The organism is Teredinibacter franksiae, assembly GCF_014218805.1.
Taxonomy (GTDB): domain Bacteria; phylum Pseudomonadota; class Gammaproteobacteria; order Pseudomonadales; family Cellvibrionaceae; genus Teredinibacter; species Teredinibacter franksiae.
In genome coordinates this window covers 202,757-226,527 of sequence record NZ_JACJUV010000008.1, presented here as the reverse complement: position 1 = coordinate 226,527, position 23,771 = coordinate 202,757, and the positions used below count along the sequence as shown (strand labels likewise).

General features: G+C 45.7%; 16 protein-coding genes. 15 read left to right on the top strand and 1 reads right to left on the bottom strand.

Translation table 11 applies throughout. The features are described 5' to 3' along the window. The first annotated feature begins 41 nt into the window (after positions 1 to 41). The 7 genes from H5336_RS20670 to H5336_RS20640 all read left to right on the top strand — a co-directional run bounded on the left by H5336_RS20670 (position 42) and on the right by H5336_RS20640 (position 8,833). Complete coding sequence (locus H5336_RS20670) at positions 42 to 254, top strand: helix-turn-helix transcriptional regulator (protein WP_185236356.1); 213 nt, start codon at positions 42 to 44, stop codon at positions 252 to 254. Between the two features lie 9 nt (positions 255 to 263). Continuing rightward, positions 264 to 1,217: a toprim domain-containing protein gene (locus H5336_RS20665; RefSeq protein WP_185236355.1), complete on the top strand. Its 954-nt coding sequence runs from the start codon at positions 264 to 266 to the stop codon at positions 1,215 to 1,217. Beyond that, positions 1,217 to 2,803, top strand: coding sequence for a YfjI family protein (locus H5336_RS20660; protein ID WP_185236354.1), 1,587 nt, complete (start codon positions 1,217 to 1,219; stop codon positions 2,801 to 2,803). Before H5336_RS20665 ends, H5336_RS20660 begins: the two co-directional genes overlap by 1 nt. 406 nt (positions 2,804 to 3,209) lie before the next feature. Then, positions 3,210 to 4,676 (top strand): class I SAM-dependent DNA methyltransferase, encoded by a 1,467-nt coding sequence (locus H5336_RS20655; RefSeq protein WP_185236353.1) that lies wholly within the window; start codon positions 3,210 to 3,212, stop codon positions 4,674 to 4,676. Next, positions 4,676 to 5,851, top strand: coding sequence for a restriction endonuclease subunit S (locus H5336_RS20650; RefSeq protein WP_246439509.1), 1,176 nt, complete (start codon positions 4,676 to 4,678; stop codon positions 5,849 to 5,851). Before H5336_RS20655 ends, H5336_RS20650 begins: the two co-directional genes overlap by 1 nt. Then, entirely contained in the window at positions 5,848 to 8,445 is a 2,598-nt protein-coding gene (hsdR, locus tag H5336_RS20645; protein WP_185236351.1) for an EcoAI/FtnUII family type I restriction enzme subunit R, read from the top strand. Before H5336_RS20650 ends, hsdR begins: the two co-directional genes overlap by 4 nt. 31 nt (positions 8,446 to 8,476) lie before the next feature. Further along, positions 8,477 to 8,833, top strand: a complete 357-nt coding sequence (locus tag H5336_RS20640) for a Rap1a/Tai family immunity protein (RefSeq protein WP_185236350.1) — start codon at positions 8,477 to 8,479, stop codon at positions 8,831 to 8,833. Positions 8,834 to 9,307: 474 nt separating this feature from the next. Here H5336_RS20640 and H5336_RS20635 read toward each other — a convergent pair whose 3' ends face one another. Next, positions 9,308 to 9,490 carry a hypothetical protein gene (locus H5336_RS20635; protein ID WP_185236349.1) on the bottom strand — a complete coding sequence of 61 codons (183 nt, stop codon included), beginning with the start codon at positions 9,488 to 9,490 and terminating at the stop codon, positions 9,308 to 9,310. A gap of 796 nt (positions 9,491 to 10,286) precedes the next feature. Between H5336_RS20635 and H5336_RS20630 the strand changes: the two genes are divergently transcribed. The 8 genes from H5336_RS20630 to H5336_RS20595 all read left to right on the top strand — a co-directional run bounded on the left by H5336_RS20630 (position 10,287) and on the right by H5336_RS20595 (position 23,677). Further along, entirely contained in the window at positions 10,287 to 12,827 is a 2,541-nt protein-coding gene (locus H5336_RS20630) for a type I restriction-modification system subunit M (RefSeq protein WP_185236348.1), read from the top strand. A gap of 5 nt (positions 12,828 to 12,832) precedes the next feature. Then, a complete protein-coding gene (locus H5336_RS20625) occupies positions 12,833 to 14,221 on the top strand; it encodes a restriction endonuclease subunit S (protein WP_221628257.1) in 1,389 nt (462 codons plus the stop codon). Beyond that, the gene (locus tag H5336_RS20620) at positions 14,221 to 15,657 is read left to right on the top strand and encodes a DUF262 domain-containing protein (protein ID WP_185236346.1); all 1,437 of its coding nucleotides are present in this window, start codon (positions 14,221 to 14,223) and stop codon (positions 15,655 to 15,657) included. Before H5336_RS20625 ends, H5336_RS20620 begins: the two co-directional genes overlap by 1 nt. Then, on the top strand, positions 15,650 to 17,656 hold the full coding sequence (locus tag H5336_RS20615) for a GmrSD restriction endonuclease domain-containing protein (protein ID WP_185236345.1): 2,007 nt from the start codon (positions 15,650 to 15,652) through the stop codon (positions 17,654 to 17,656). Before H5336_RS20620 ends, H5336_RS20615 begins: the two co-directional genes overlap by 8 nt. A 202-nt stretch (positions 17,657 to 17,858) precedes the next feature. Next, complete coding sequence (locus H5336_RS20610; RefSeq protein WP_185236344.1) at positions 17,859 to 18,941, top strand: hypothetical protein; 1,083 nt, start codon at positions 17,859 to 17,861, stop codon at positions 18,939 to 18,941. A gap of 59 nt (positions 18,942 to 19,000) precedes the next feature. After that, positions 19,001 to 19,789, top strand: a complete 789-nt coding sequence (locus H5336_RS20605; RefSeq protein ID WP_185236343.1) for a hypothetical protein — start codon at positions 19,001 to 19,003, stop codon at positions 19,787 to 19,789. Beyond that, entirely contained in the window at positions 19,782 to 22,949 is a 3,168-nt protein-coding gene (locus tag H5336_RS20600; RefSeq protein ID WP_185236342.1) for a type I restriction endonuclease subunit R, read from the top strand. The genes H5336_RS20605 and H5336_RS20600 overlap by 8 nt, the downstream gene beginning before the upstream one ends. After that, on the top strand, positions 22,949 to 23,677 hold the full coding sequence (locus H5336_RS20595; protein WP_185236341.1) for a M48 family metallopeptidase: 729 nt from the start codon (positions 22,949 to 22,951) through the stop codon (positions 23,675 to 23,677). The genes H5336_RS20600 and H5336_RS20595 overlap by 1 nt, the downstream gene beginning before the upstream one ends. Positions 23,678 to 23,771 lie beyond the last annotated feature (94 nt).

Here is a 23,771-nt window from a genome sequence, read left to right as displayed (position 1 = left end):
CGAGCATGCTCCTACCCCATAACGCACAGGAGCACACCTCAATGAACAACCTTCCAGAAACCGGCTTTGTAAAGCTAAAGCAAATTCTCGGCGACCCCACGGCAACCCCGCCTATTCCCGCAATAATCCCTGTGAGCAAAACCACATGGTGGGAAGGTATACGTGATGGTCGTTACCCCAAACCCGTAAAGCTGAGCGAGCGTTCAACCGCATGGCGTGTGGAAGACATTTATAAACTGATTGAGTCAATCTAGGAGACGGCCATGAGCATAAAAAAAGGCCGCTTATCCACGGCCGATAAAATTAAGCATATCCAGAATTATACCAACCCAACACACGAATTTGCCAAAGATATAGAAGCAGTGTTTGGTGTATTTATAGATCCTATAGCCGATGGCGAAATACACCGCTTCGATGACCCCGAAGGAAAACCGGGAAATAAAGCATGTTGGTATCGATTCCGCGAGCGAGCCAATGGCGCTTCAGCTGGTTGGTTTGGCAGTTGGAAACGAGGGGCTACATATTCATGGCGCAGCGCAGGGGTTAGCGTAAAAGACAAGCCTCGGTTGTGCGCAGAAAAACGCCTGCTACTCGCTGCCGACAGGCTTACCAATATCCATTCTCTGGCGGTAAAACACCATAATGCTGCTCGCAAAGCAAACTCTATTTGGAGCACAGCAAAGCCCGCTACCGTAGAGCACCCGTACATAAAGCGTAAGAACGTACCCGCGTTGGGGTTAAAAGAAAGTAAGGGTTTCATCGTTGCTCCCATTCAAAACCTATCAGGTAACATCGTAAATCTACAATTTATAGGTGCCAGTGGTACTAAAACTTACTCAAAGGGCGGCGAGATAAAAGGCTGTTTTACCTTGATTGGCGCAGCAGAAATACCAAAGAAAGGTGTTTTATACGTATGTGAAGGCATCGCAACCGGTTTAACAATATGGCAGCTGCAGAAGGTGCCGGTGGTTTGCGCTTTGTCCTGCGGAAATATTAGCACCGTATGTGTTGGTATTCGTACGGAATACCCAAATATTGAATTTGTAATTGCCGCCGACAACGACCACAAAACCAAAGAAAACCCCGGTATTACAAAGGCGTACGAAGCTGCCAAGTTGGTAGGGGCAACCGTTCAATGGCCACGAGCTTGTGGCCCAGAATGCATTTGTACCGACTTCAACGACTACGCAAACTGCAAAAACTCAGGGGGCTTCTAATGAAAAACATTGAAGCCAACTGCGGAAGCTGCGGATTTGCGGAAAACGAGGGCATTGGGGAGGTTAGGTGTGCGGAAAGTGTGCGAAAGCCTGCGGATAACAAAGCTCAACCCCAGCCAGAATCCATTCAGCAAACGATTGAAGAAATGAAAGCGATACGAGGTACAGAGATATACCCAATAGAGGCTTTGGGCGAAGTGCTTGGTGGTGCTGCAAAAGTCATTGCAGCCCATGTCCAAGCCCCAGTTGTAATGGCCGGGCAATCGGTTTTAAGCGCAGCAGCTTTGGTTACACAGGGGCATGCGAATGTGTCGCGTGGAAATATTGGTGTATGTCCAACATCTCTATTTTTCAGCACTGTTGCAGAATCGGGCGATAGAAAATCTTCAGGAGACAAGCTTGCCCTAGCGCCTATTCGCGCGTTTGAAGAAGAACGCATTAACGAATTTAATACAAAGAAGGGAGAGTACGAGGCAGAACTCACCGCATGGGAAGTCGAACGCGAATCTGTTCTGCGCATGTATAAACGTAAAAATAAAGTCGCCAACTATAATAAAGAAATGCTGGAAAACGACCTTAGGCAGCTAGAAAAAATCAAACCCAAACCACCCACTTTTCCAAATATCGTATTTGCAGAACCAACGCCAGCAGCGTTATGGCGACATTATCAAGATGGTTTGCCAACGGCGGGACTATTTTCCGATGAAGGAATTGGGTTTTTCTCTGGTCACGGCATGCGGGACGAATCCAAAGGCATAATGCTAGGTGAGCTTTGCAAGTTATGGGATGGTAGCCCGCTTACCCGAACGCGCGGTGCAATGGGTGAATCAGGCGTAATGTCTGGTAGACGCTTATCGGCCCACCTAATGATTCAGCCCGTAGTAGCGTCAAAATTTCTTGGTGATGCCTTAATTAATCAACAGGGTTTTCTACCGCGCTTTTTAATAGCATACGTAGAAAGCATTGCCGGTACCCGTTTTCTGGGTGATAAAACCCCCGCAAACGATATCAACACCAACCAAGCTTACACTCGTTATACACAACGGCTGGGTGAAATACTGGAAACACCCTTACCAATAGACGAAAAGACCGGCGCCTTAAAGCCCACCCTTTACACAATAGAGGGCGAAGCCTATACCCGGTGGGTAAGCCTCCACGACGAAATAGAATGCCTGCTAGCGCCAGAAGGTAAGTATCATTGTGTAAAGGCGATGGCTGCCAAGGGTGGTGAAATGATTGCACGCATTGCGACTATTTTCGCCTTCATCGAGGGCGCGCCAAAAGTTGAGGCCGAGCATATAAGCCGAGCAGGCCAAATTGTTCAATGGCACCTAGAAACAATGGCCGCACGCCATAGCAACGATGAGGCAGATAAACAGCTACACCAAGCCGCAAGCATGCTTGAATGGCTTGCAAACCAATCAGGTGTCATTGAATCGGTCGACTTCAAAAACTTACCTTCTGGCCTTCGTTCGGCGGGTGTAGCAAGGGCTCGCCTAAAGTTGCTGGAAGAAATGGGTTATGTGGAGGTGGTTGAATACAACACGCAAGGCAAGCCCAGTGTATGGAAGCTATGCGTGGAATAGCGCCCTGCAATGGCGTTTCCGCAACCATCCGCACTCAGCCCGCACCATCAAAGCCCCAAGTACTGGGGCTTTCCGCAAATCCGCAAGTTCCGCACCCCTACACAGCTAGAAACTGGAAAACCACTATCTATACCTCATACCGAGTCAAGAAAGCCATATAGCCCCTGTAGCGCTTTCAGTGCACGCCACTGTTTGATGTAGCCATAGCTTGGGCGTGTAATCAGCCTCTCACATAGTCCTATAAGGTATACTAAAGTACGATACAGGCTTACGCCGTGCGCCATACACGCCACTAGAGCACGATAAGTATTGGAATAACCACTTAGTATAAAAAATAAACAAACACGCGCTAGTAAAACCACACATTCAGCCAAACCGAGCCACAAGGTAATAGGGTCGATAATAGATGTTCGAACAAACCTTCAAAAACATAGACGACATACTCCACAAAGACGCTGGCTGTTCCAGCGAGCTAGACTACACCGAGCAAACCTCATGGATGCTGTTTCTAAAATACCTAGAGGATCTAGAGTACGAAAAATCCCTACAGGCCGAGCTAGAGGGCAGGGAATACCAATACATAATCGACCAAAAATACTGCTGGGGTGCATGGGCCGCGCCCCTAGATGAACACGGCAACCCAATACACGACGACGTATTAACCGGCGACGACCTAATAGACTTTGTAAACAACCAACTCTTCCCCTATTTAAAATCCTTTAAAGAGCGTGCCCTTAGCCCCAATACCATCGAATACAAAATTGGCGAAATCTTTGGCGAAATTAAAAACCGCATTCAAAGCGGCTATTCATTAAGAGACGCGCTAGAAAAGGTAGACCAACTCGAATTTCGCACCCAAGACCAAAAGCACGAGCTAAGCCACCTCTACGAAGCCAAAATTAAAAACATGGGCAACGCAGGCCGTAACGGTGGCGAATACTACACCCCACGCCCACTTATTCGCGCCATGATCGACATCATACAACCTAAAATTGGCGAAACCATATACGACGGTGCCGCAGGCTCCGCCGGGTTTTTATGCGAGGCCTTCGACTACTTACGCAAAGGCGGCGCCAGTGGCAAAAAACTCACCACAAGCCACTTAAAAATTCTGCAAGAGCGCACCTTCTACGCCAAAGAGAAAAAGTCCCTCGCGTACGTAATAGCCATTATGAACATGATCTTGCATGGCATAGAGGCCCCCAATGTTATTCACACCAACACCCTTGGCGAAAACACCGCCGACATTCAAGACAGCAACCGCCACGACATAGTATTAGCCAACCCACCCTTTGGCGGCAAAGAGCGGCCAGAGGTGCAGCAAAACTTCACCATTAAAACCGGCGAAACCGCGTTTTTGTTTTTACAGCACTTTATAAAAACCCTTAAACCCGGTGGCCGTGCAGCCATCGTCATTAAAAACACTTTTTTAAGTAATACGGATAACGCCGCCATCGCCCTGCGCAAAGAGCTATTAGATAGTTGTAATTTACACACAGTATTAGATTGCCCCGGCGGTACGTTTATCGGCGCCGGTGTAAAAACCGTCGTGTTATTTTTCACCAAAGGCGCACCCACGCAAAACACGTGGTACTACCAGCTAGATCCCGGCCGTAATATGGGCAAAACCAACCCATTAAACGATAACGACTTAAAAGAATTTATCGCGCTGCAAAAAAACTTTGCCGATACCGATAAATCATGGTCGTTGGCAGCCAGTAGCATTGATCAAAGCACATGGGATTTGTCGGTTAAAAACCCGAATGTAAATGATGAGGTAGTGCTACGGGAACCTTCAGAAATTATTGCTGAAATTATTGCGCTGGATAAAGAGAGTGAAGTGATTCTTGAAAGTATTCAGGAGTTGTTGTGATGGTTTGGCCTATAAGAACTCTGGAGTATATTTGCACAAGTATTTTTGCGGGCGGTGATGTGCCAAAAGGGAATTATTCCAAATTCAAAACAGATAAATATTTTATCCCTATTTTTTCTAATGGTGAAAAAAATAAAGGGCTGTATGGATTTACTGACAAGGCTAGAGTAGTTCAACCTAGTATGACAGTCTCTGCTAGAGGTACGATTGGATATTCTGAAGTAAGGTATGAGCCGTTTTTTCCAGTGGTTAGGTTGATCGTCTTAACTCCAAACCCGGATTTTGTTGAATTGAACTATCTTAAATATATTTTGCGTGGAATGGATTTTGTGAATAGTGGTTCATCAATCCCGCAGCTTACCGTGCCAATGATAAAAGACTATCAATGTGCATTGCCCCCCATCCACGAACAAAAACGCATAGTAACCATCCTAGACCAAGCCTTCGCCGATATCGAAAAAGCCCGCGCCAATGCCGAACAAAATCTAAAAAACGCCCGTGAATTATTTGAAAGCTATTTGCAGCAGGTGTTTAGTCAGCGGGGTGAGGGGTGGGTGGAAAGTGAGCTGTTTGACCATGTGAAATTTATTGATTATAGAGGGAAAACACCCAAGAAAACCGAAAGTGGTTTGAGATTAATTACAGCAAAAAATGTTCGTATGGGTTACCTAAGAAAAGCCCCTGAGGAATATGTCGCACCAGAATCTTATGATGCTTGGATGACCAGAGGAATTCCGCAGAAAGGGGATGTTCTTTTTACATCAGAGGCACCTTTAGCTAATGTCGCTCAACTTGATACTGATGAAAAGGTGGTGTTTGCTCAAAGACTTATAACTATGCAGCCAGACAGGTCGATTCTTAATGAAGACTTTTTGAAATATTTATTGATGTCACCGCCTATTCAGAAAAGGATACTTGAAAAAGGTACAGGAGCTACCGTTACTGGTATAAAAGCAAGTCTCCTCAAAAAAATACCAATCGAATATCCTTCATCGTTAAAAGAGCAGCGTAAGCATGTTGCTAATCTGAATAGGTTGGATAGCTATGTAAAACAGCTAGAAAACGTCTATTTTAATAAGCTAAAGGCTCTAGACGAACTAAAAAAATCCATCCTCCAAAAGGCCTTCTCCGGCGAACTCACCAAAAATAAAACCAGCGAGGAAAACGCTGCATGAAAAAATCACACCCCAAAGCCAACGAAGCTGATACGCGGGCCAATTTAATTGACCCACAACTAAAAGCTAATGGCTGGGGTGTAGTTGAACACAGCTATATTCGCCGCGAGCAAATTTGCCCCGGCCCCATTCTTAGCGGTGGCAAACGCGGTAAAAGCGTTACCAGCGATTATGTATTGGTGTACCAAGGTCGTAAGTTAACAGTGGTAGAGGCTAAAAGAGAAGGCTTAAACTATACCGAGGGCGTGCGCCAAGCCAAAGACTACGCCACCCGCTTAAAATGTCGCCTAGCCTACGCCACCAATGGGCGCGAAATTTACCAAATGGATATGCAAACCGGGGAAGAGAGCTTAGTTGATAACTACCTAACACCCGAAGAACTTTGGAACTTAAGCTTTGATAAGCCTGAGCCAGATTACACCAAAATATGGCGCGAACGCTTTGCCCAATGCCCCTACGAAACCAAAAGCGGCAGTTGGAAGCTGCGCTACTACCAAGAAAATGCTATTAACTGCGTATTAGATGCCGTCGCCAAAGGTGAACAACGTATATTGCTTACCTTAGCCACCGGCACCGGTAAAACCGCCATTGCCTTTCAAGTGGCATGGAAGTTATTCCAATGCCGCTGGCGTTTAAAATCCCAACTTACCCCAGATTCCGAACTTCGCCGCCCCCGCATTCTATTTTTGGCCGACCGAAATATACTCGCCAACCAAGCCTACAACTCATTTTCCGCCTTCCCAGAAGATGCCTTACTGCGCATTGCCCCCGATGAATTACGCAAGCTAAACAAAGAAAACGAAGTGGATATGAATGTTGCGCAACCGGCTAAGTTGCGCAAAACAAAGTTAAAAAACGTACCTAAAAACGCCGCAATATTTTTTACCATTTTTCAAACCGTTTCCACCGGTAAAAACGAAGAAGAAAGCGCAACCGCCTATTTTCAAGATTACCCCACAGGCTTTTTCGATTTTATTATTATCGACGAATGCCACCGTGGCGGCGCCAACGACGAAAGCGCATGGCGCGATGTTCTCAACCATTTTGCACCCGCCGTACAATTAGGTTTAACCGCCACACCCAAACGCAAAGACAACGTAGACACCTATAAATACTTTGGCGACCCGGTGTACAGCTACACCCTTAAGCAAGGCATTAACGACGGCTTTTTAACACCCTTTAAGGTGTACCCCATCGTCGGCACAATGGACGAATACATCTATACCCCCGGTGATGGCGTAGTGGTGCAAGGCGACCCACAACCCGGCACGCTGTATAAAGAGGGCGACTTCAATCGCATTATTACCATCCCCCAGCGCGAGCAAATGCGTGTTAAATATTGGATGGATAAATTCAACCCCAGCGAAAAAACCATAGTGTTTTGTGCCACCCAAGAACACGCCGGTATAGTGCGCGATTACATTAATCAATACGCCGCCGAAAAGGGCTGGCAAAACCACCCCGACTATTGCGTACGCGTTACCGCAAACGATGGCGCCGCAGGCGAAACCTATTTGCGCACCTTTCAAGACAACGAAAAAACCATACCCACCATACTCACCACCTCGCGTAAATTATCCACCGGGGTAGATGCCCGCAACGTGCGCAATATTGTACTTATGCGCCTTTGCAACAACATGATCGAGTTTAAACAAATAATTGGGCGCGGCACCCGCATGTACGATGGTAAAGATTTCTTCACCATCTACGACTTTGTAAAAGCCCACCAAAACTTTGCCGACCCCGATTGGGATGGCGAACCACTACCGCCAGAGGAATGCGCTATTTGTAACGAAGCGCCATGCGTATGCGAGCCAGAGCCTTGCGACACCTGCGGCTTTACGCCCTGTAACTGCCCCAATCCACCATGCCCAAAATGCGGAAGCGACCCCTGTATTTGCGAACCAGAGCCCTGCGCGGTATGCGGTAATAACCCTTGCGTTTGCGAACCAGAAGCCTGCGCCGAATGTGGCAATACGCCCTGTAGCTGTAACAAAAAAATCGTGATTACATTGAGCGACGGTAAGGCTCGCCAAATACACCATATATCCGCAGTTATGTATTGGAGCGAAGAGGGTAAGCCCATTACGGCACCAGAATTTGTTAAGCGCATGTTCGGCGACCTGCCGCAGTTTTTCGAAAACGAAGATCAACTACGCGAAATATGGAGTGATCCTGATACCCGTGAAAAGTTATTAATTGATCTTTCCGAAGCAGGCTACGACGAAGAAAAGCTAGACAGCATGAAAACCGTAATCGGCGCGAAAAACAGCGACGTATACGACGTATTGGCCTTTGTCGCTTACGCAATAGAAACCCGTACCCGTATAGAAAGAGTAGAGCACGCCAAGCCTTCTATTGCGCTAGCCTATGAAAACAATAAGCAGCGAGAGTTTATTGATTTTATACTCGATAAATATATTCAAGACGGCGTAAAAGAATTGGCCGCCAATAAAATGAGTAGTTTGATAGCGCTTAAATACAACACTATAGCCGACGCAGCCGCTATTCTTGGGGCACCTAAAAAGATACGCGAAACCTTCGTCGGTTTTCAGAAGCATTTATACAGCGATGTACCGCGTAGTGATTCATAGTGGCTAAATTTCCTAAGTAGAGGTAATGAGTATGAAAAAGTATTTAATCTTGGTAGCACTGTTTTTATCAATAAATTCATATGCTAATTTTCAAACACTAGATGAATTGTTTAAAGCATGTGAAGCGCCTGTCGATCCAAAAATGTCTGAAGTAATGCTTGAATCGCAGTGTTTGGGTTATGTGGCCGGTGTTATCGATGCGTCACAAGTGATTTTTTCGGTAAGGCCTACTTCGCTGCTGTTTTGCCTCCCAGAAGGTGGCGTTACACCTGACTTAGCGTTAAAGGCTACAAAAAAATGGGTTAAAGCCCACCCAAAAGACAGTGCGGGAACAACAGCAAGAATGGGATTAATTATTGGCCTAGCTCAAAGCTACCCCTGTAGATAGCGGCCGGTATTCATACACCTAGTAGCTAGTGCTTCTAGGCTTTGAGCCTCCTCACATATTACTCACGGAAGTCTGCCCAGTAAGGCTGTATGCACTCGGCTTGTAAACTACTCATGCGAGTGCTCTTTTGCTCAACTCTGCCTATATTTTCATTCGTAATCCACACGCTTACCGCATGCTCTTTAACGTAGAGCTGAATGGGAAGCCATAGGTAACGCCTGCCAAGGTTTACGGTAAACAGTAGTTACAACCATTATCTCAAAGTACTAAACACTGGTTTTTAGTTTTGAGCTGAGCTATATGCAGAGGGGTAGGGTTAATTATAAGGTTTAACATTTCAAAATGAATGGGGGGGGGCTCGCGTCTAATACGCTCGGTTGTGTTTAAACAAGAAAAGAGGGCCTTTGACCTCTTGGTTTCACGGGTAAGGAACCGCTAACAGTGGTTGTTTAAACGCTCTTGCCCAGTAAGTGTTTATACGGTTGGTGATAGCCAAAGGATGTTTACACGTTGCCGAGCGGCATCATTCGAGCCGACTAACACCGATTTAAAATAGAATTTTTCTGTGAGAGTGCACTCCTGAGCCAATACTTGATCGTGAGTGTATAGCGCAAATAGCGGGTGAATATCATCGTTTAACTGAACGCTGAGTTTCACGGGCAAAGCCTTAGCCTGATTAAATAATGCTCTGATTACTTGGGGTATAGCGAATATCTGTTATACGAATTGCTATACACCGTCCAGTTGAGAAACTGAGCGTATCATTGCCGTGTTTTAGCTTTGATCGCCCTTTGACGGCGCACAACCCCTTCCATCTTAAAGCGGATGTATTCTGAAACCGTTATGCCTTGTTTATCAGCGCAATCTTGGAGTTGAACCATAAACCCTTCACTTATGCGAATGTTGCACTGGCGGGACTTTGTTGGTGTGATCATGCCTTTGTACCGTTTGAATGGCGTTTGTGAACTATTCGAAAAATAGGCAAAAAAGTTATTGGGGGTATCGATAGGGGTATTTTATATTTTTACATACAGTAAAAGCTATACATATCAATAGGATAGGGTCTGTATTGGGGTGAGCTAGGCTCCACCAATAAAAACTCTTTAAATATCAATAATTTAAAGAGAAAAAGAGACCACCCTAGCGGTGGTTTTTTTATGCCTGAAACAAAGGTGGGGGACAATTTGGGGGACATTTCAGCCCCTATGCCTTGCGTCCTACAAGCAAGTTTCTACTAACTAAACACCTCAAAAAACCAGCCGCCCAACACGTATTTTGAAACGTAACATTTTCCTTCCGGCTGGTCACAAAGCCACCCATTTGTCTTGTAGTTCAACACACATCATATAAACCCCTATCAAGCCATTTGTTCGTGCGGTCTCGCGTGGTATGTTCTCTCTCAAAAGCATCTATAAATTTCAGCGAAGCTGATTTCAACACCTAAGAAGTAAACATGGCCATCAAAAAAACCGAACTCTACTCCTCCCTCTGGGCAAGCTGCGACGAACTGCGCGGCGGTATGGATGCCTCGCAATACAAAGATTACGTGCTCACCTTTCTGTTTTTAAAGTACGTGTCCGACAAATACCAAACAGACCCCAAAGCCATGATCGTGGTGCCAGAGGGTTGCAGCTTTGCTGATATGGTAAAACTAAAGGGCGATAAAGAAATCGGCGAAAAGCTTAACATCGTGCTCGATGGCATCGCCAAAACGAATGAATTGCCGTGGCTGGCCAACAAAGATAACGACTTCAACGACGAAGAGCGCTTAGGCAAAGGCAAAGAAATGGTCGATCGCCTTTCCAAACTGGTAGGCATATTCGAAGGCCTGGATTTTGGCGGCAACAGCGCCCAGGGCGATGACCTACTGGGCGACGCCTACGAATACCTCATGCGTAACTTCGCCACCGAATCCGGCAAAAGCAAAGGCCAGTTTTACACCCCAGCCGAAGTCTCGCGCATATTGGCCAAAGTGGTGGGCATTACCCAAGAAACCACCCAAGACCAAACCGTTTACGACCCCACTGCAGGTTCCGGCTCGCTGTTATTAAAAGCCGCCGATGAGGCTAAAAATGGCCTCAGCATATACGGGCAAGAGAAAGACGTAGCCACCACCGCACTGTGCCGTATGAACATGATATTGCACAACAATGCCGATGCCGAAATCGCCCCCGGTGGCCACAGCACCATAGCCGAGCCAGAATACAAAGCCGATGGCGCAAGTGCCACCAATGACAGCAACGAGAGCCTAAAACTGTTTGACTTTGCCGTAGCCAACCCGCCATTTTCACTTAAAGCATGGAACAACGGCCTTCGGCGCGACGACAGCGGCGTGGATATTTATCGGCGCTTTGAATACGGCGAGCCACCCGAAAAAAATGGTGACTACGCATTTTTACTGCACATTCTTAAATCCCTCAAAAGCACCGGTAAAGCCGCCGTTATTTTGCCCCACGGCGTACTCTTTCGCGGCAATGCCGAAGCCACGATTCGCCGCAACCTTATAAAACAAGGCTACATTAAAGGCATTATCGGTTTACCCGCCAACCTGTTTTACGGCACCGGCATACCTGCTTGTATTATCGTTATCGATAAAGCCGGAGCCAAGGCGCGATTAGAAAGCAGCGCCTGCAGCGGTCGCGATAGCGACATTAAAAAAAGCGGGGTTTTTATGATCGACGCCAGCAAAGGCTACATGAAAGACGGCCCCAAAAATCGCCTGCGCGAGCAAGACCTGCATAAAATTGTTGATGTATTCAACAAGCAAATCGAACAAACTGGCTACAGCCGCATGGTGGGCTTTAGCGAAATAGAAGGCAACGAATACAACCTGAATATTCCGCGTTATATAGACAGCTCTGCCCAAGAAGACTTACACGACCTAAGCGCCCATTTAAGCGGTGGCATACCTAACCGCGATATCGAAGCCTTAGCCCCGTATTGGCAAGTATTCCCTACCTTGCGCCAAACCCTGTTTGCTCCATTACAGGATAAAGAAGGCCGCGACGGTTACAGCCAAGCCCTAGTAAAAGCCACAGCAGTAAAAACCACCATACTCGACCACTCAGAATTTAAACAATTCGCCGAGCTAAGTATTGAAATATTCCACCAGTGGAAGGCCAAGGTGCAATTGCACAAGCTAAGCCAAAGCGATTTACCCAAAGAATTTATTTACCGCATCTCGGAAGAATTGCTAGAGGCATTCACTCAAGCCCCATTACTCGACCGCTACGACATGTACCAAATCATCATGGATTACTGGGCCGAAGTCATGCAAGACGACGTGTACTTTATCACCCAAGACGGCTGGGCAGCCGCCAACAGCATTCGCGAGCTGGTAGTTAAAAAAGGCGAAAAGCAAAAGGAAACCCCCGACCTAATTATTAATAAAAGCAAATACAAAGCCGAACTTATTCCCCCAGCATTAATCGTAAAACGCTACTTCGCCAAAGAACAGGCCGCTATCGACACCCTGCAAAGCGAACTGGATGCTTGTACTCAAGAGCTAGAAACATACATTGAAGAACACGGCATAGAAGGCGGCCTACTGGAAGACGCCATTAACGACAGCGGCAAAGTCAACAAAGCCAGTATTGCCGCGCGTTTAAAACACCTAACCACCGTCATTCCCGCGCAGGCGGGAATCCAAGATGAACTTACCGCACTCAACACCGCCAAACAATTATTCGAAGCCGACGCCGCCCATAAAAAAGCCGTAAAAACCGCGCAAGAAGCCTTGGATAAACAAGTCTTTAAACACTTCGCCAGCTTAACAGAAGCACAAAACCTTACGCTGATAGTAGAAGATAAATGGCTCGCCACTTTACAAGCCAACATCATTGCCGAAATAGAACGCGTAACCCAACAACTGGCTAACCGCGTTAAAACATTGGAAGAGCGTTATGCCGAACCCTTGCCTGCCTTAACGCAAAGTGTGGAAGCCTTAAGTGCAAAAGTGGATGAGCATTTGAAAAAGATGGGGTTGCAGTGGTGAGCGGGGTGAATAGCGAATTGCAGAAGGTGCCGAAGGGGTACAAGCAGACGGAAGTTGGGGTTATTCCTGAAGAATGGTGCGTCCTGAGGTTTGATAATGTTGCCAAATTGGAACGGGGAAAGTTTAGTGCGCGACCTAGGAATGATCCAAAATATTTTGGTGGAAAAATTCCATTCATTCAAACTGGCGATATAGCGAGATTCAATGGGGTCGAAGTTACATACAGTCAGACGTTGAACGAAGAAGGACTGAAAGTTAGTCGGATTTTTCCGGCGGAAACGCTTTTTTTTACTATTGCCGCAAATATCGGTGATGTTGCTATAGTTTCTTTTCCTGTTGCTTGTCCAGATAGTTTAATTGCAATTAGTAGTAATTCAGATATAAATAAGTATTGGTTAATGCAAACGTTAAAATTCAGGAAGTCAGAATTTGAATCGCTTGCTACACACAATGCTCAGTTGAATATAAATTTAGAAAAATTAAACCCGTACCTACTTGCTGTTCCTGCGTTAAAAGAACAAACCGCCATAGCCAACGCCCTCTCCGATGTCGATGCCCTAATCACCTCACTAGAAAAACTCATCGCCAAAAAACGCGTAATAAAAACCGCCGCCATGCAACAACTGCTCACCGGTAAAAAACGCCTACCGCCTTTTGGCACAGGCAAACACCCATCGGGCAACGCCACCAATGGCCAATCGCCGGCCAACCCCCAAAACAACAAAACCACCACCCCAGGCTACAAACAAACCGAACTGGGTGAAATACCGGTGGATTGGGAGGTGGTGGAGCTAAAGAATATTGTAGAGAGCCAAAGGCTGCCGTCTGGTTTATATAAAGATCAAAAGTATTACGGATCTGGGACAAAAATAATTAAGCTCGGGGATGTGTTTAAACTAGACCAATTCAACCCTGAATTAACGCAACGGACTGTAATTACTGCTGAAGAATCGAGAGCTTATAAGGTAGCCATTGGAGATATATTTATAGCACTAGCCTCTGTAAAGCTTGAAGGGGTTGGGAAGGTTATGGTCGTAAACTTACTAGATGAATTGACTGTTTATGATCACAATGTTGCGCTAATTCGAGCCAACAATAATTGTTGCAGTAAATATCTTTTTTACCTTCTTCGATCAGAATCAGTCAGATCTCAGGTGAAAATGAATGCTACGCAAGTAGGAACTAGCTTTTTGAAGGCGAGTACGATATTGGGTTTTTCGTTACTATTCCCAACAATAGAAGAGCAGAAAGCTATTGCTGAAATTCTATCTGACATCGATAGCGAAATTACCGCATTAGAACAACGCCTCAACAAAACCCAACAAATCAAACAAGGCATGATGCAAGAGCTGCTCACCGGTAAAACACGATTAGTGGAGCGGGAGGTGGGTTAATGAGCGAGACAGTCGATCAGTCAGTCCTTTCCGTCAGCGAACTTTTAAAGCGTCTGGAACGTATTGCCATCCCTATTTATCAGCGCCCTTATAAATGGACGCTGAAAAACGTTTCGCAATTATTCCACGATTTGCAAACTCATCAGGATAAATCGGCTTACCGATTGGGTACAGTCGTATTCCATTCACACCAAGACAAAGACATTCAGTGTTTAGACATTGTTGATGGCCAGCAGCGTACGCTGACCTTGGTGTTGGCGGTTTGGGCTGTTATTGAAAAGCGCCTGGAAAAACTCAAATGTCAGGATTTGCGTGAGCTTCTGTTAACGCTAAAACCTATCGTTCTGCAATTCATGGAAAAGCAGCAGTTCGTCAGTCAGATTTCGAAACAAAATTTGCATCAAAATTATAGGGAACTCAGACGTCTGGTATCGCGCAGTGAATTCTCCGAAACACATATCGAATTCTTGTTGCATAAGTGTCAGGTAGTGGTGTTTGCCCTTGAGAATGTCTCCGAGGCGTTCCAGTTTTTTGACTCGCAAAATGCGCGGGGCCGCGATCTTGATCCCCACGATTTACTAAAGGCCTATCATCTGCGTGAATTCCCCGAACATGAAACGGCGCTAAAAGCGGCCACTGTCGCTCACTGGGAGAGTTTAAACAGTAATGATTTGGCCGATTTGTTTGCAAACTACCTATACCGAATACGCCAATGGGCCCAAGGCAAGTCTGCCCGCTACTTTGGTAAAGAGCAGGCGGGTTTATTTAAAGGCGTGAATCTCGCTAAGGTTGATCATTTCCCCTACGTTAAATCACTGGACATTGCACACCATTTTGTGGATGACTATAACAATCAGTATCAGCGTAAAGTCGATGGTCAGAAACAGGCGTTTCCGTTTGGCCTGGATCAGATGATTATCAACGGTCGGCGTTTTTTCGAGATGGCCGAACATTATCAGCAACAAGTGTCTGCCATCATTTCCAACGAACATACCCCTGTTAGTGTTGACCAGCCAGTGATTATCAATGACGAGGAACTCAGCACTCAAGCCAGTGAAATTATCAAAATCTTAAACAGTTACAAAGCTCGTACTCGTACGGGGGATCAATATGTACGCTCTATGTTTGATTGTGCGGTGATTTTTTATATGGATAAGTTCGGTACGCATGGGCTATCAAGCGCGATTGAAAAAATATTCATTTGGGCCTACAGATGTCGCATAAAACAGCAGGCCGTACAGTTGGCGACCATGGACAATCATGTGTTGAACAGCAATCTCTTTAGAATTATCAAGGAGGCAAGACTACCTAACGATGTGCTCTCCATTCCACTGGAAACAATAGGCGCTGCTGACAATAAAAACAACGCTCGGAGTGGCAACGCAGAACAGGATGAGCTGGTGAATTTGTTCAGAGGGATGAGCTACTATGAATAGCGGTATTCAACCCTTCAGCATTAAACAGTTATTGAGTGATGCATCTCTTTATTTAGTGCCCATGTACCAGCGTAACTACGCGTGGGACGAAACAGAGATCAATCAGCTTATTCAGGATGTTTTCGATTGCCAGGAAAAAAGTGATCAGAACAAGACGTACTACATTGGCACGCTGGTGGTATTTGAGCGTAGCGATGGCAGTTTTGAGGTGATAGACGGCCAGCAGCGCTTTACCACTTTATCTTTACTGACCAGCTACCTTAAAAATAGTACGGGCAAAGGGAAGAGTGAAGAAAAAGAAAAAATTGAGCCGGATATGGCCTGGTATCAAAAACTCAATATCGATTTTGAAAGCCGACCTAAATCTAAAGATACTTTTGATGCGCTTTTTCAAGGTGTGGAGCCACATAAGTTGAGGGGGGAGGCATATAACGCCAGTGTTGTTAACGGCTATGAGCTGATAGGCAAAGTGCTAAAGCAGTTGCCAGACGGAAAGTTTGTTGATTTTTGCGAGTACCTGTTCAACCACGTGCAAATAACCCGCGTGAAAGTTCCGGACGATACCGACCTGAACCACTATTTTGAAGTGATGAATAATCGCGGCGAGCAACTGGAAAAGCACGAAGTTGTGAAATCTAGGCTGATGGCCGCACTCAATGAAATTAGTGATCTTCAAGATAAGCAAGTTAGTCTAAGGGCGCTGAATAAAGTGTGGGAAGCTTGTGCCAATATGGAGCGTTACGTTCAGTATGGTTTTTCCACTACAGAGCGCGGAAAAATATTTGGCAAGGATTGGGGTGGTTTTGTTCTCAATAACTTTAAAGAACTTACAGATATATTGTCTAAGCTTGCTGATTCTTCCATGACCACAGCAAGTGATTCGACAGCAATGACACTGGCAGACATTCTCGGTAAACCGGTGATAGCTGTTGATGACAGCGACGAAGAAAACGATGGAGCTTCTGAGCGCTTTAACGGTGTTATTAACTTTTCAAATTTTTTATTACACGTACTCCGGGTCTGGTGCGAAAAAAATGTACCGCTGGATGATAAGCAATTACTCAATGAGTTTGAGGAGAAAATACTCAAAGCTGAAGACAAGATTGCAGCGGTAAAGAGCTTTACGTTTGCCCTGCTAAAATGCAAATACTTGTTTGACCAATTCATTATTAAGCGCGAGTTTTTGAAAGGAACCGATGGTTGGAGCCTAAAGCGCTTGAATCGTTATTCCGCTAAGAGCGTCAGCTACATTAATACCTTTGGCGAGGGCGAAGACGGATTTGAGGGAGTGAACAGAAAGATTTTAATGCTGCTGTCTGCGTTCCATGTATCAACTCCCACACTTGTTTATAAGCACTGGTTAAATGGGGCGCTGTATTATTTGTGCCGCCAGCCGCAAATAAAATCTACTCACTACCTGAGTTATTTGGAGTGGCTGGCCAGATCTTTTGTGTTTCAGCGTTTTCTGGCCGTTGATGAAGGACAGTCCTATTACGACATGATCTACGGTAATGGTGGGGAAAGCACTGGTCGGTCATCCACCTCGTACAGTCTACCCGATAGCAAGTTGAATTTTGGTGCGATTGAAAACAACTTTGTTTTTAATTATCTGGATTATTTGCTGTGGCGCAAAGGAGGTAATAACGACATCATAAAGCAGTTTGAGTTTACTTTCCGCAGCTCAGTTGAGCATTTTTCCCCGCAGCACCCGATGGACGGCCATGAGCCGACGCCAAAGAAATCACTCCATGCCTTTGGCAATTTGTGCTTGATCAGTCACAGCAAAAATTCCCGCCTGAGCAACTTCCAGCCAACAGCTAAGCAGGAACATTTTGCCGTCAATATTGCGAAAAAGCAGATTGATAGTTTAAAACTCTACGCCATGCTAATGCTGCTTGGGTTAAATGGGGCTTGGACAGAAACAGAAATAAAACAACATGGCGATGAAATGCTTAGCTTGTTGCAGGAAGCCAGCAGAGAACCCAAGGGGGGGCAATAGGGCCTAGATAACAATGAAAAGTATGATGTAAGACGCTGAATTGATCTCGTCTAACGTATTGATTGTATTGATAATTATCTGTTTCACCCAAAATCAACTACGTTGCGTTAACGTCACGGGGTATTTACAATAACATAATATTTGCACAGTAACATCGGTGATGTTACTGTGCGTTTTCGTGTTACTGAGAGTAATCAAGGCTATGACGGCACCCACCCAAACATTGGCAGACAAGGCAGCCGGGTATATCAATGACACCCTAGGGGAGCAGACCGCGCGCCGGGTTCAGCCCTGGGGCAAACAAGCTGCTCTGCCAATCTATTTAGCCGATCGCTATAGCGCCTACACCCTGCAATTGCTCGATAAGCCCACTCTGATGCTGGTGATGCTGCCGGATACGGCATCCACAGCTGATATCAGCAACGCCACATACAATACCAACACACCCGCTGCCATTGCCAAACACCTACAAATTGTTCAAAAAGCCTATGGTGAAAGTCGCAGTGGCGGTGAAGTGTTTGTAGTGCTGGAGCGGGTCAGCTCCCATAATCGTAAACGCTTAATCGCACAGCGGGTGCCCTTTGTGGTGCCCGGTAAGCAACTGTACTTGCCACAACTGGGTATGAATTTGCGGGAATCTTTTGCCAACAAAACCGAGGTGGAAGCAGCGCTTAGCCCGGTCGCGCAATTGCTAGTGCTGCGTTACCTGCTGGGGCTTTACCCCAATCCGTCATCGGCACAGGATTTGGCAGAGCAGCTGGATTACAGCAAAATGAGCCTCAGCCGCGCTATTAATGAGTTGGTAACCTTGCAGCTGGCAAGCATTGAGCAGGTCGGCAAGGAAAAACGTTTAGCGTTTACCAAAAACGGTAACGATTTGTGGCAGCAGGCCAAACCTTTCTTAAGTTCACCCATACAAAAAACCGTCAACGTACAAGACAAGGCGGCGTTGCGATTGCTGAAAGAAAAGCGGGCTTTTTATGCCGGTGAAACAGCGGTCAGTAAGCAAGGTGAGTTGGCTCAACCTTCCGTACAGTTTATTGCGACCAAAGCGAAAGGCTGGAAAAGCCCCGACACTAAAAATAGTGTTATTGATGAAGACTGGCAGTTGCAATTATGGCGCTATGATCCCGCACTGCTTTTGCACAAAGGCAAAGCCGCCGGTGAATGTGTCGATGCGCTATCGCTTAGTTTAAGCATGGAGGGTACCGCCGATGAAAGAACCGCGAAGGCGCTGGATAACCTTATAAAAATAACCTTAAGCAAGTCTGCATTAACGAATTAGAAAATTATGGATAGGTAAATGGATATTGAAACGGATATTGAAACGGATAGGGAAGCAAGATGGCCATTCAAGGATTAGAATTATTTAAAAACACCTTTGCAGACTATAGCGATCAATACACCTTGATTGGCGGTGTGGCCTGTCATTTAGCCATGAACGACGTCGGGTTAGCGTTTCGAGCCACCAAAGATTTGGATATCGTGTTGTGCATTGAAGCCATTACGCCAGAATTTGTGAATACACTGTGGGAATTTATCGCGGCCGGTGGCTATCTTGAACAAGAGATGGGCAAGCAAAAAAAAGACCCGCAACGGCGTGAACAGTTTTATCGTTTTGCTAAACCTGCGAATAAAAACTATCCGTTTATGCTTGAATTTTTTTCGCGTGCTCCGGATGCCGTAAATTTGCAGCCACCCGCCACATTAACCCCCATTCCCATGGATGGGCAGGCCGATAGCTTATCGGCCATTTTGTTGGACGATGACTATTACCAATGCATTGCACAAGGTCGTACCGTCATAGAGGGAATTCCGGTTCTTGGCCCGGAGTATATTTTGCCGTTTAAAGCCAAAGCCTGTCTCGACCTTAGCGCGCGAAAAGCCAAGGGCGAACAGGTTGATTCCAGAGATATAAAAAAACACCGCAACGATGTATTGCGGCTATTCAATTTACTATCACCGTTACAAACAGTTGCTATACCCGACGTTATCAAAATAGATTTAAATCATTTTTTAGCTTCGCTTGAGAATGAAGACAAGATAAACCTGCGGGACTTTGATATTCGCAACCGCTCACTCGCAGAGGTTTTACAAACCCTGCGCGACATTTACGGACTAGCCCATGAGTAAAGTTGGCCAACGAGAACGCGTTACCCAAAACCGGGTAGTGCAGCTTTTCCAAAAGCAATTGGATTACCACTATTACGGTGATTGGCAAGATCGCGCGAATAGTACCAATGTCGAAGAAAGCTATTTGCGCCCATGGCTGGCAATGCAGGGCGTGGATGAGGCTCTAATCACTAATGCCATTCGTCAATTCAAACAAGCGGCGACCATGGGCGATGGTAAAAAGCTCTACCATGCCAATCAAGAGGTTTACAGCTTATTGCGTTACGGGGTAAAGGTTCGCCAAGGGCAGGGCGAAAACACCAAAACTATATGGCTAATCGATTGGAATAATCCCCATAACAACGAGTTCGCCATTGTTGAAGAGGTAACGGTTAAAGGTAAAAACACCAAACGCCCCGATATTGTTATTTATGTTAATGGTATTGCTTTGGGTGTGATTGAACTTAAGCGTTCTTCCGTTTCTGTTACCGAAGGCATCCGCCAAAATTTAGATAACCAAAAAAAGACTTTTATTCGCGATTTTTTTAGCACTATGCAATTGGTTATGGCGGGTAACGATACCGAAGGTTTACGTTACGGCACCATCGAAACACCCGAAAAACATTTTTACAGCTGGAAGGAAGAGAACCCACACTATAACCCGGATGTGGATGATCGCAGCCTTAAGCATTTATCGGTACACACTGTAAATGCCGCCGATGATTCTTCGAATCTAGATGTTCTCGATTTCGATATTATTAACCTTTGCCAAAAAGAACGCTTCTTAGAGATTATTCATAACTTTATTGTGTTTGATGTGGGCGTTAAAAAGACCTGTCGGCACAATCAATACTTTGGAGTAAAAGCCTCGCAAACGCGGGTGCAAGGCGGTGAGGGCGGCATTATTTGGCATACCCAAGGTTCGGGTAAAAGCTTAACCATGGTGTGGCTGGCTAAATGGATTCGAGAACATATTGATAATCCGCGAGTTTTAGTAATTACTGACCGCACCGAGTTAGACGAGCAAATTGAAGGCGTGTTTGCCGGTGTAGATGAAGAGATTAGCCGCTCAAAAAATGGTGCGGGTTTGATTGCCGAGCTAAACCAAGCCGAGCCATGGTTGATGTGTTCCCTAGTGCATAAATTTGGGCGCAAAACCAAAGATAAGCATAAAGATGACGAAGACGATAAAGCAACGGATGATTACCTTGCGGCGCTCACCAAAAGCCTACCCAAAGATTTTAGCGCCAAGGGCAATCTATTCGTGTTTGTGGATGAATGTCATCGTACCCAATCCGGTAAATTACACAAAGCTATGACCGCACTGTTACCGGAAGCTATATTTGTGGGTTTTACCGGTACGCCTTTACTTAAAAAAGACAAGCAAAAAAGCATTGAAGTGTTTGGCTCGTTTATTCACACCTACAAATTTGATGAAGCCGTGGCCGATGGCGTAGTGTTGGATTTACAGTACGAAGCCCGCGATATTGACCAATACATTCGCTCACCCGAAAAGGTCGATGATTGGTTTGAGGTTAACACCCGTGGCTTAACGGATATGGCCAAGGTGCAATTAAAGCAGCGCTGGGGCACCATGCAAAAAGTGCTGTCTAGCCAAGATCGTTTAGAAATGATTGTGAACGATATTTGGAAGGACATGAAAATTAAACCCCGCCTAGCCGATGGGCGCGGTAACGCCATGTTGGTATGCGCCAGTATTTATCAGGCGTGTAAGGTGTATGAGCTGTTTAGCAAAACAGAATTAAAAGGCAAGTGCGCCATTGTGACCAGTTACCTGCCGTCACCCAATGATATTAAAGGCGAAGAGACCGGCGCAGGTGCAACCGAAAAACTGCACCAATACGAAATATACCAGCAAATGCTGGCCGACTACTTTGAAGTACCCAAAGAAGAAGCCATTAATAAAGCTGAAGAGTTTGAGAAAAAAGTAAAAGCCCAATTTAAAAAAGAGCCGGGGCAAATGCGCTTGTTAATTGTGGTGGATAAGCTGCTTACCGGTTTTGATGCGCCCTCGGCAACTTATTTATACATCGACAAAAAAATGCAAGATCACGGTTTGTTTCAGGCAATTTGCCGCGTGAACCGTTTGGATGGTGACGATAAAGAATACGGTTATATTATCGATTACAAAGATTTATTTCACAGCTTGGAAACCTCCATTGGTGACTACACCAGCGGCGCTTTTGACGACTACGATAAAGAAGACGTAGCAGGCTTACTCACCAACCGCTTGGATAAGAGTAAAGAGAAGCTAGAAGAGGCGCGAGAGGCCATCAAGGCCTTATGTGAGCCTGTACTGCACCCCAAAACTCTCATTGATTACCTTCGATACTTTTGTGGCGATGTGGCCAACAGCGAAGACTTGCGGTTAAACGAAGCCAAGCGTGTATCTCTGTACAAAAACGTTGCGGCCTTAGTACGTGCGTATTCCAACATGGCCAACGAAATGGAAGCAGCGGGTTACAGTGCCAAACAAGCGAAAGACATAAAAGCCGAAGTAGAGCACTTTGCTCATATGCGACAAGAAATCAAAATTGCCTCGCAAGACGAAGTTGATATGAAACAATACGAACCCGCCATGCGCCGCCTGTTAGACACCTACGTTAAAGCCGACGACAGCGAAGTAGTGATCGATTTTGAGCAATTGGGCCTTATAGAGCTAATTGTCGAAAAAGCCAAACAAAACCCCACTAAGCCAGGCAGTAAAAAAGTGCCCGAGGCCATGGCCGAAACCATTGAAAATAATGTGCGTAAAGTCATTATCGACGGTCAGCCGATTAACCCTAAATACTACGAAAAGATGTCTGAATTGCTGGATGCATTAATCGCGCAACGCAGGGAAGATGCCATCAGTTATGAGGAGTATCTGCAAAAGGTAAAAGCGCTAGCTCAAAGTGTACGCCAGCCGGAAGGCTCGGTTAATTACCCGCGATCTATCGATACGCGGGGCAAGCAGTCCCTGTACGACAACTATGGCCAAGATGAAATCCTAGTCACAAAAATAGATACCGCTGTTCACGCTACAAAAAAAGACGGCTGGAAGTCTAACCCTATCAAAACCCGTAATGTTAAATATGCTGTTGAAGAACAGGCGGCCGGTTACAGTGTTGAAATTGATCCCTTAATGGATCTCATAAAAAATCAGTCGGAATACGATTAATGGTTGCGCCAAAGCACACGATTACCGTTAGCGGTATTGATGTTCAGATTGTACGGAAAGGCATTAAAAACCTTCATCTTGCGGTGTACCCACCCAATGGCCATGTACGCGTGGCCGCACCGGAAAACATTACTGACGATAATGTGCGTTTGGCGGTGGTATCCAAATTAAGTTGGATTAAAAAGCAGCAGCAAGATTTTATAGACCAGCCCAGGCAAACAGAGCGCAAATATATTTCTGGCGAGTGCCATTATTATTTAGGTAAGCGTTCCCGTTTGGAAGTGATTGAGCGCGAAGGTAAGCCCGAAGTGCGACATTTAAAATCCGGTAAGCTTAAATTGTTCGTAAAGCCCGGTGCTAGCTTGATCACAAAAGAAAAGCTCATCACCGAATGGTACCGAGGCCAGCTAAAAGCCGCTATTCCAAGCCTGCTAGAAAAGTGGCAACCCAAGGTTGGTAAGCGGGTGGCTGATTGGGGTATCAAAAAAATGCGCACAAAATGGGGTAGCTGTAATATTGAACAACGCCGGATATGGTTGAATTTGGAGTTAGCCAAAAAACCGTTGGAGTGTTTGGAGTACATTGTTGTACACGAATTGATCCATTTGCATGAACGTAATCATAATGAGCGCTTTAAGCTGTTAATGGAAAAACACCTGCCTAATTGGCAGGCATTGCAAAAACTATTGAACAGAGCACCGTTAGCCCATGAAGACTGGGAGTATTGATACCACTTTATTTTGCCGAATAGGAAGAGCTCGTTAGTGAGATAAATAAGACGGCATCTGCTTATCGATTGGTACAGCGTTACAAGTAATAGCG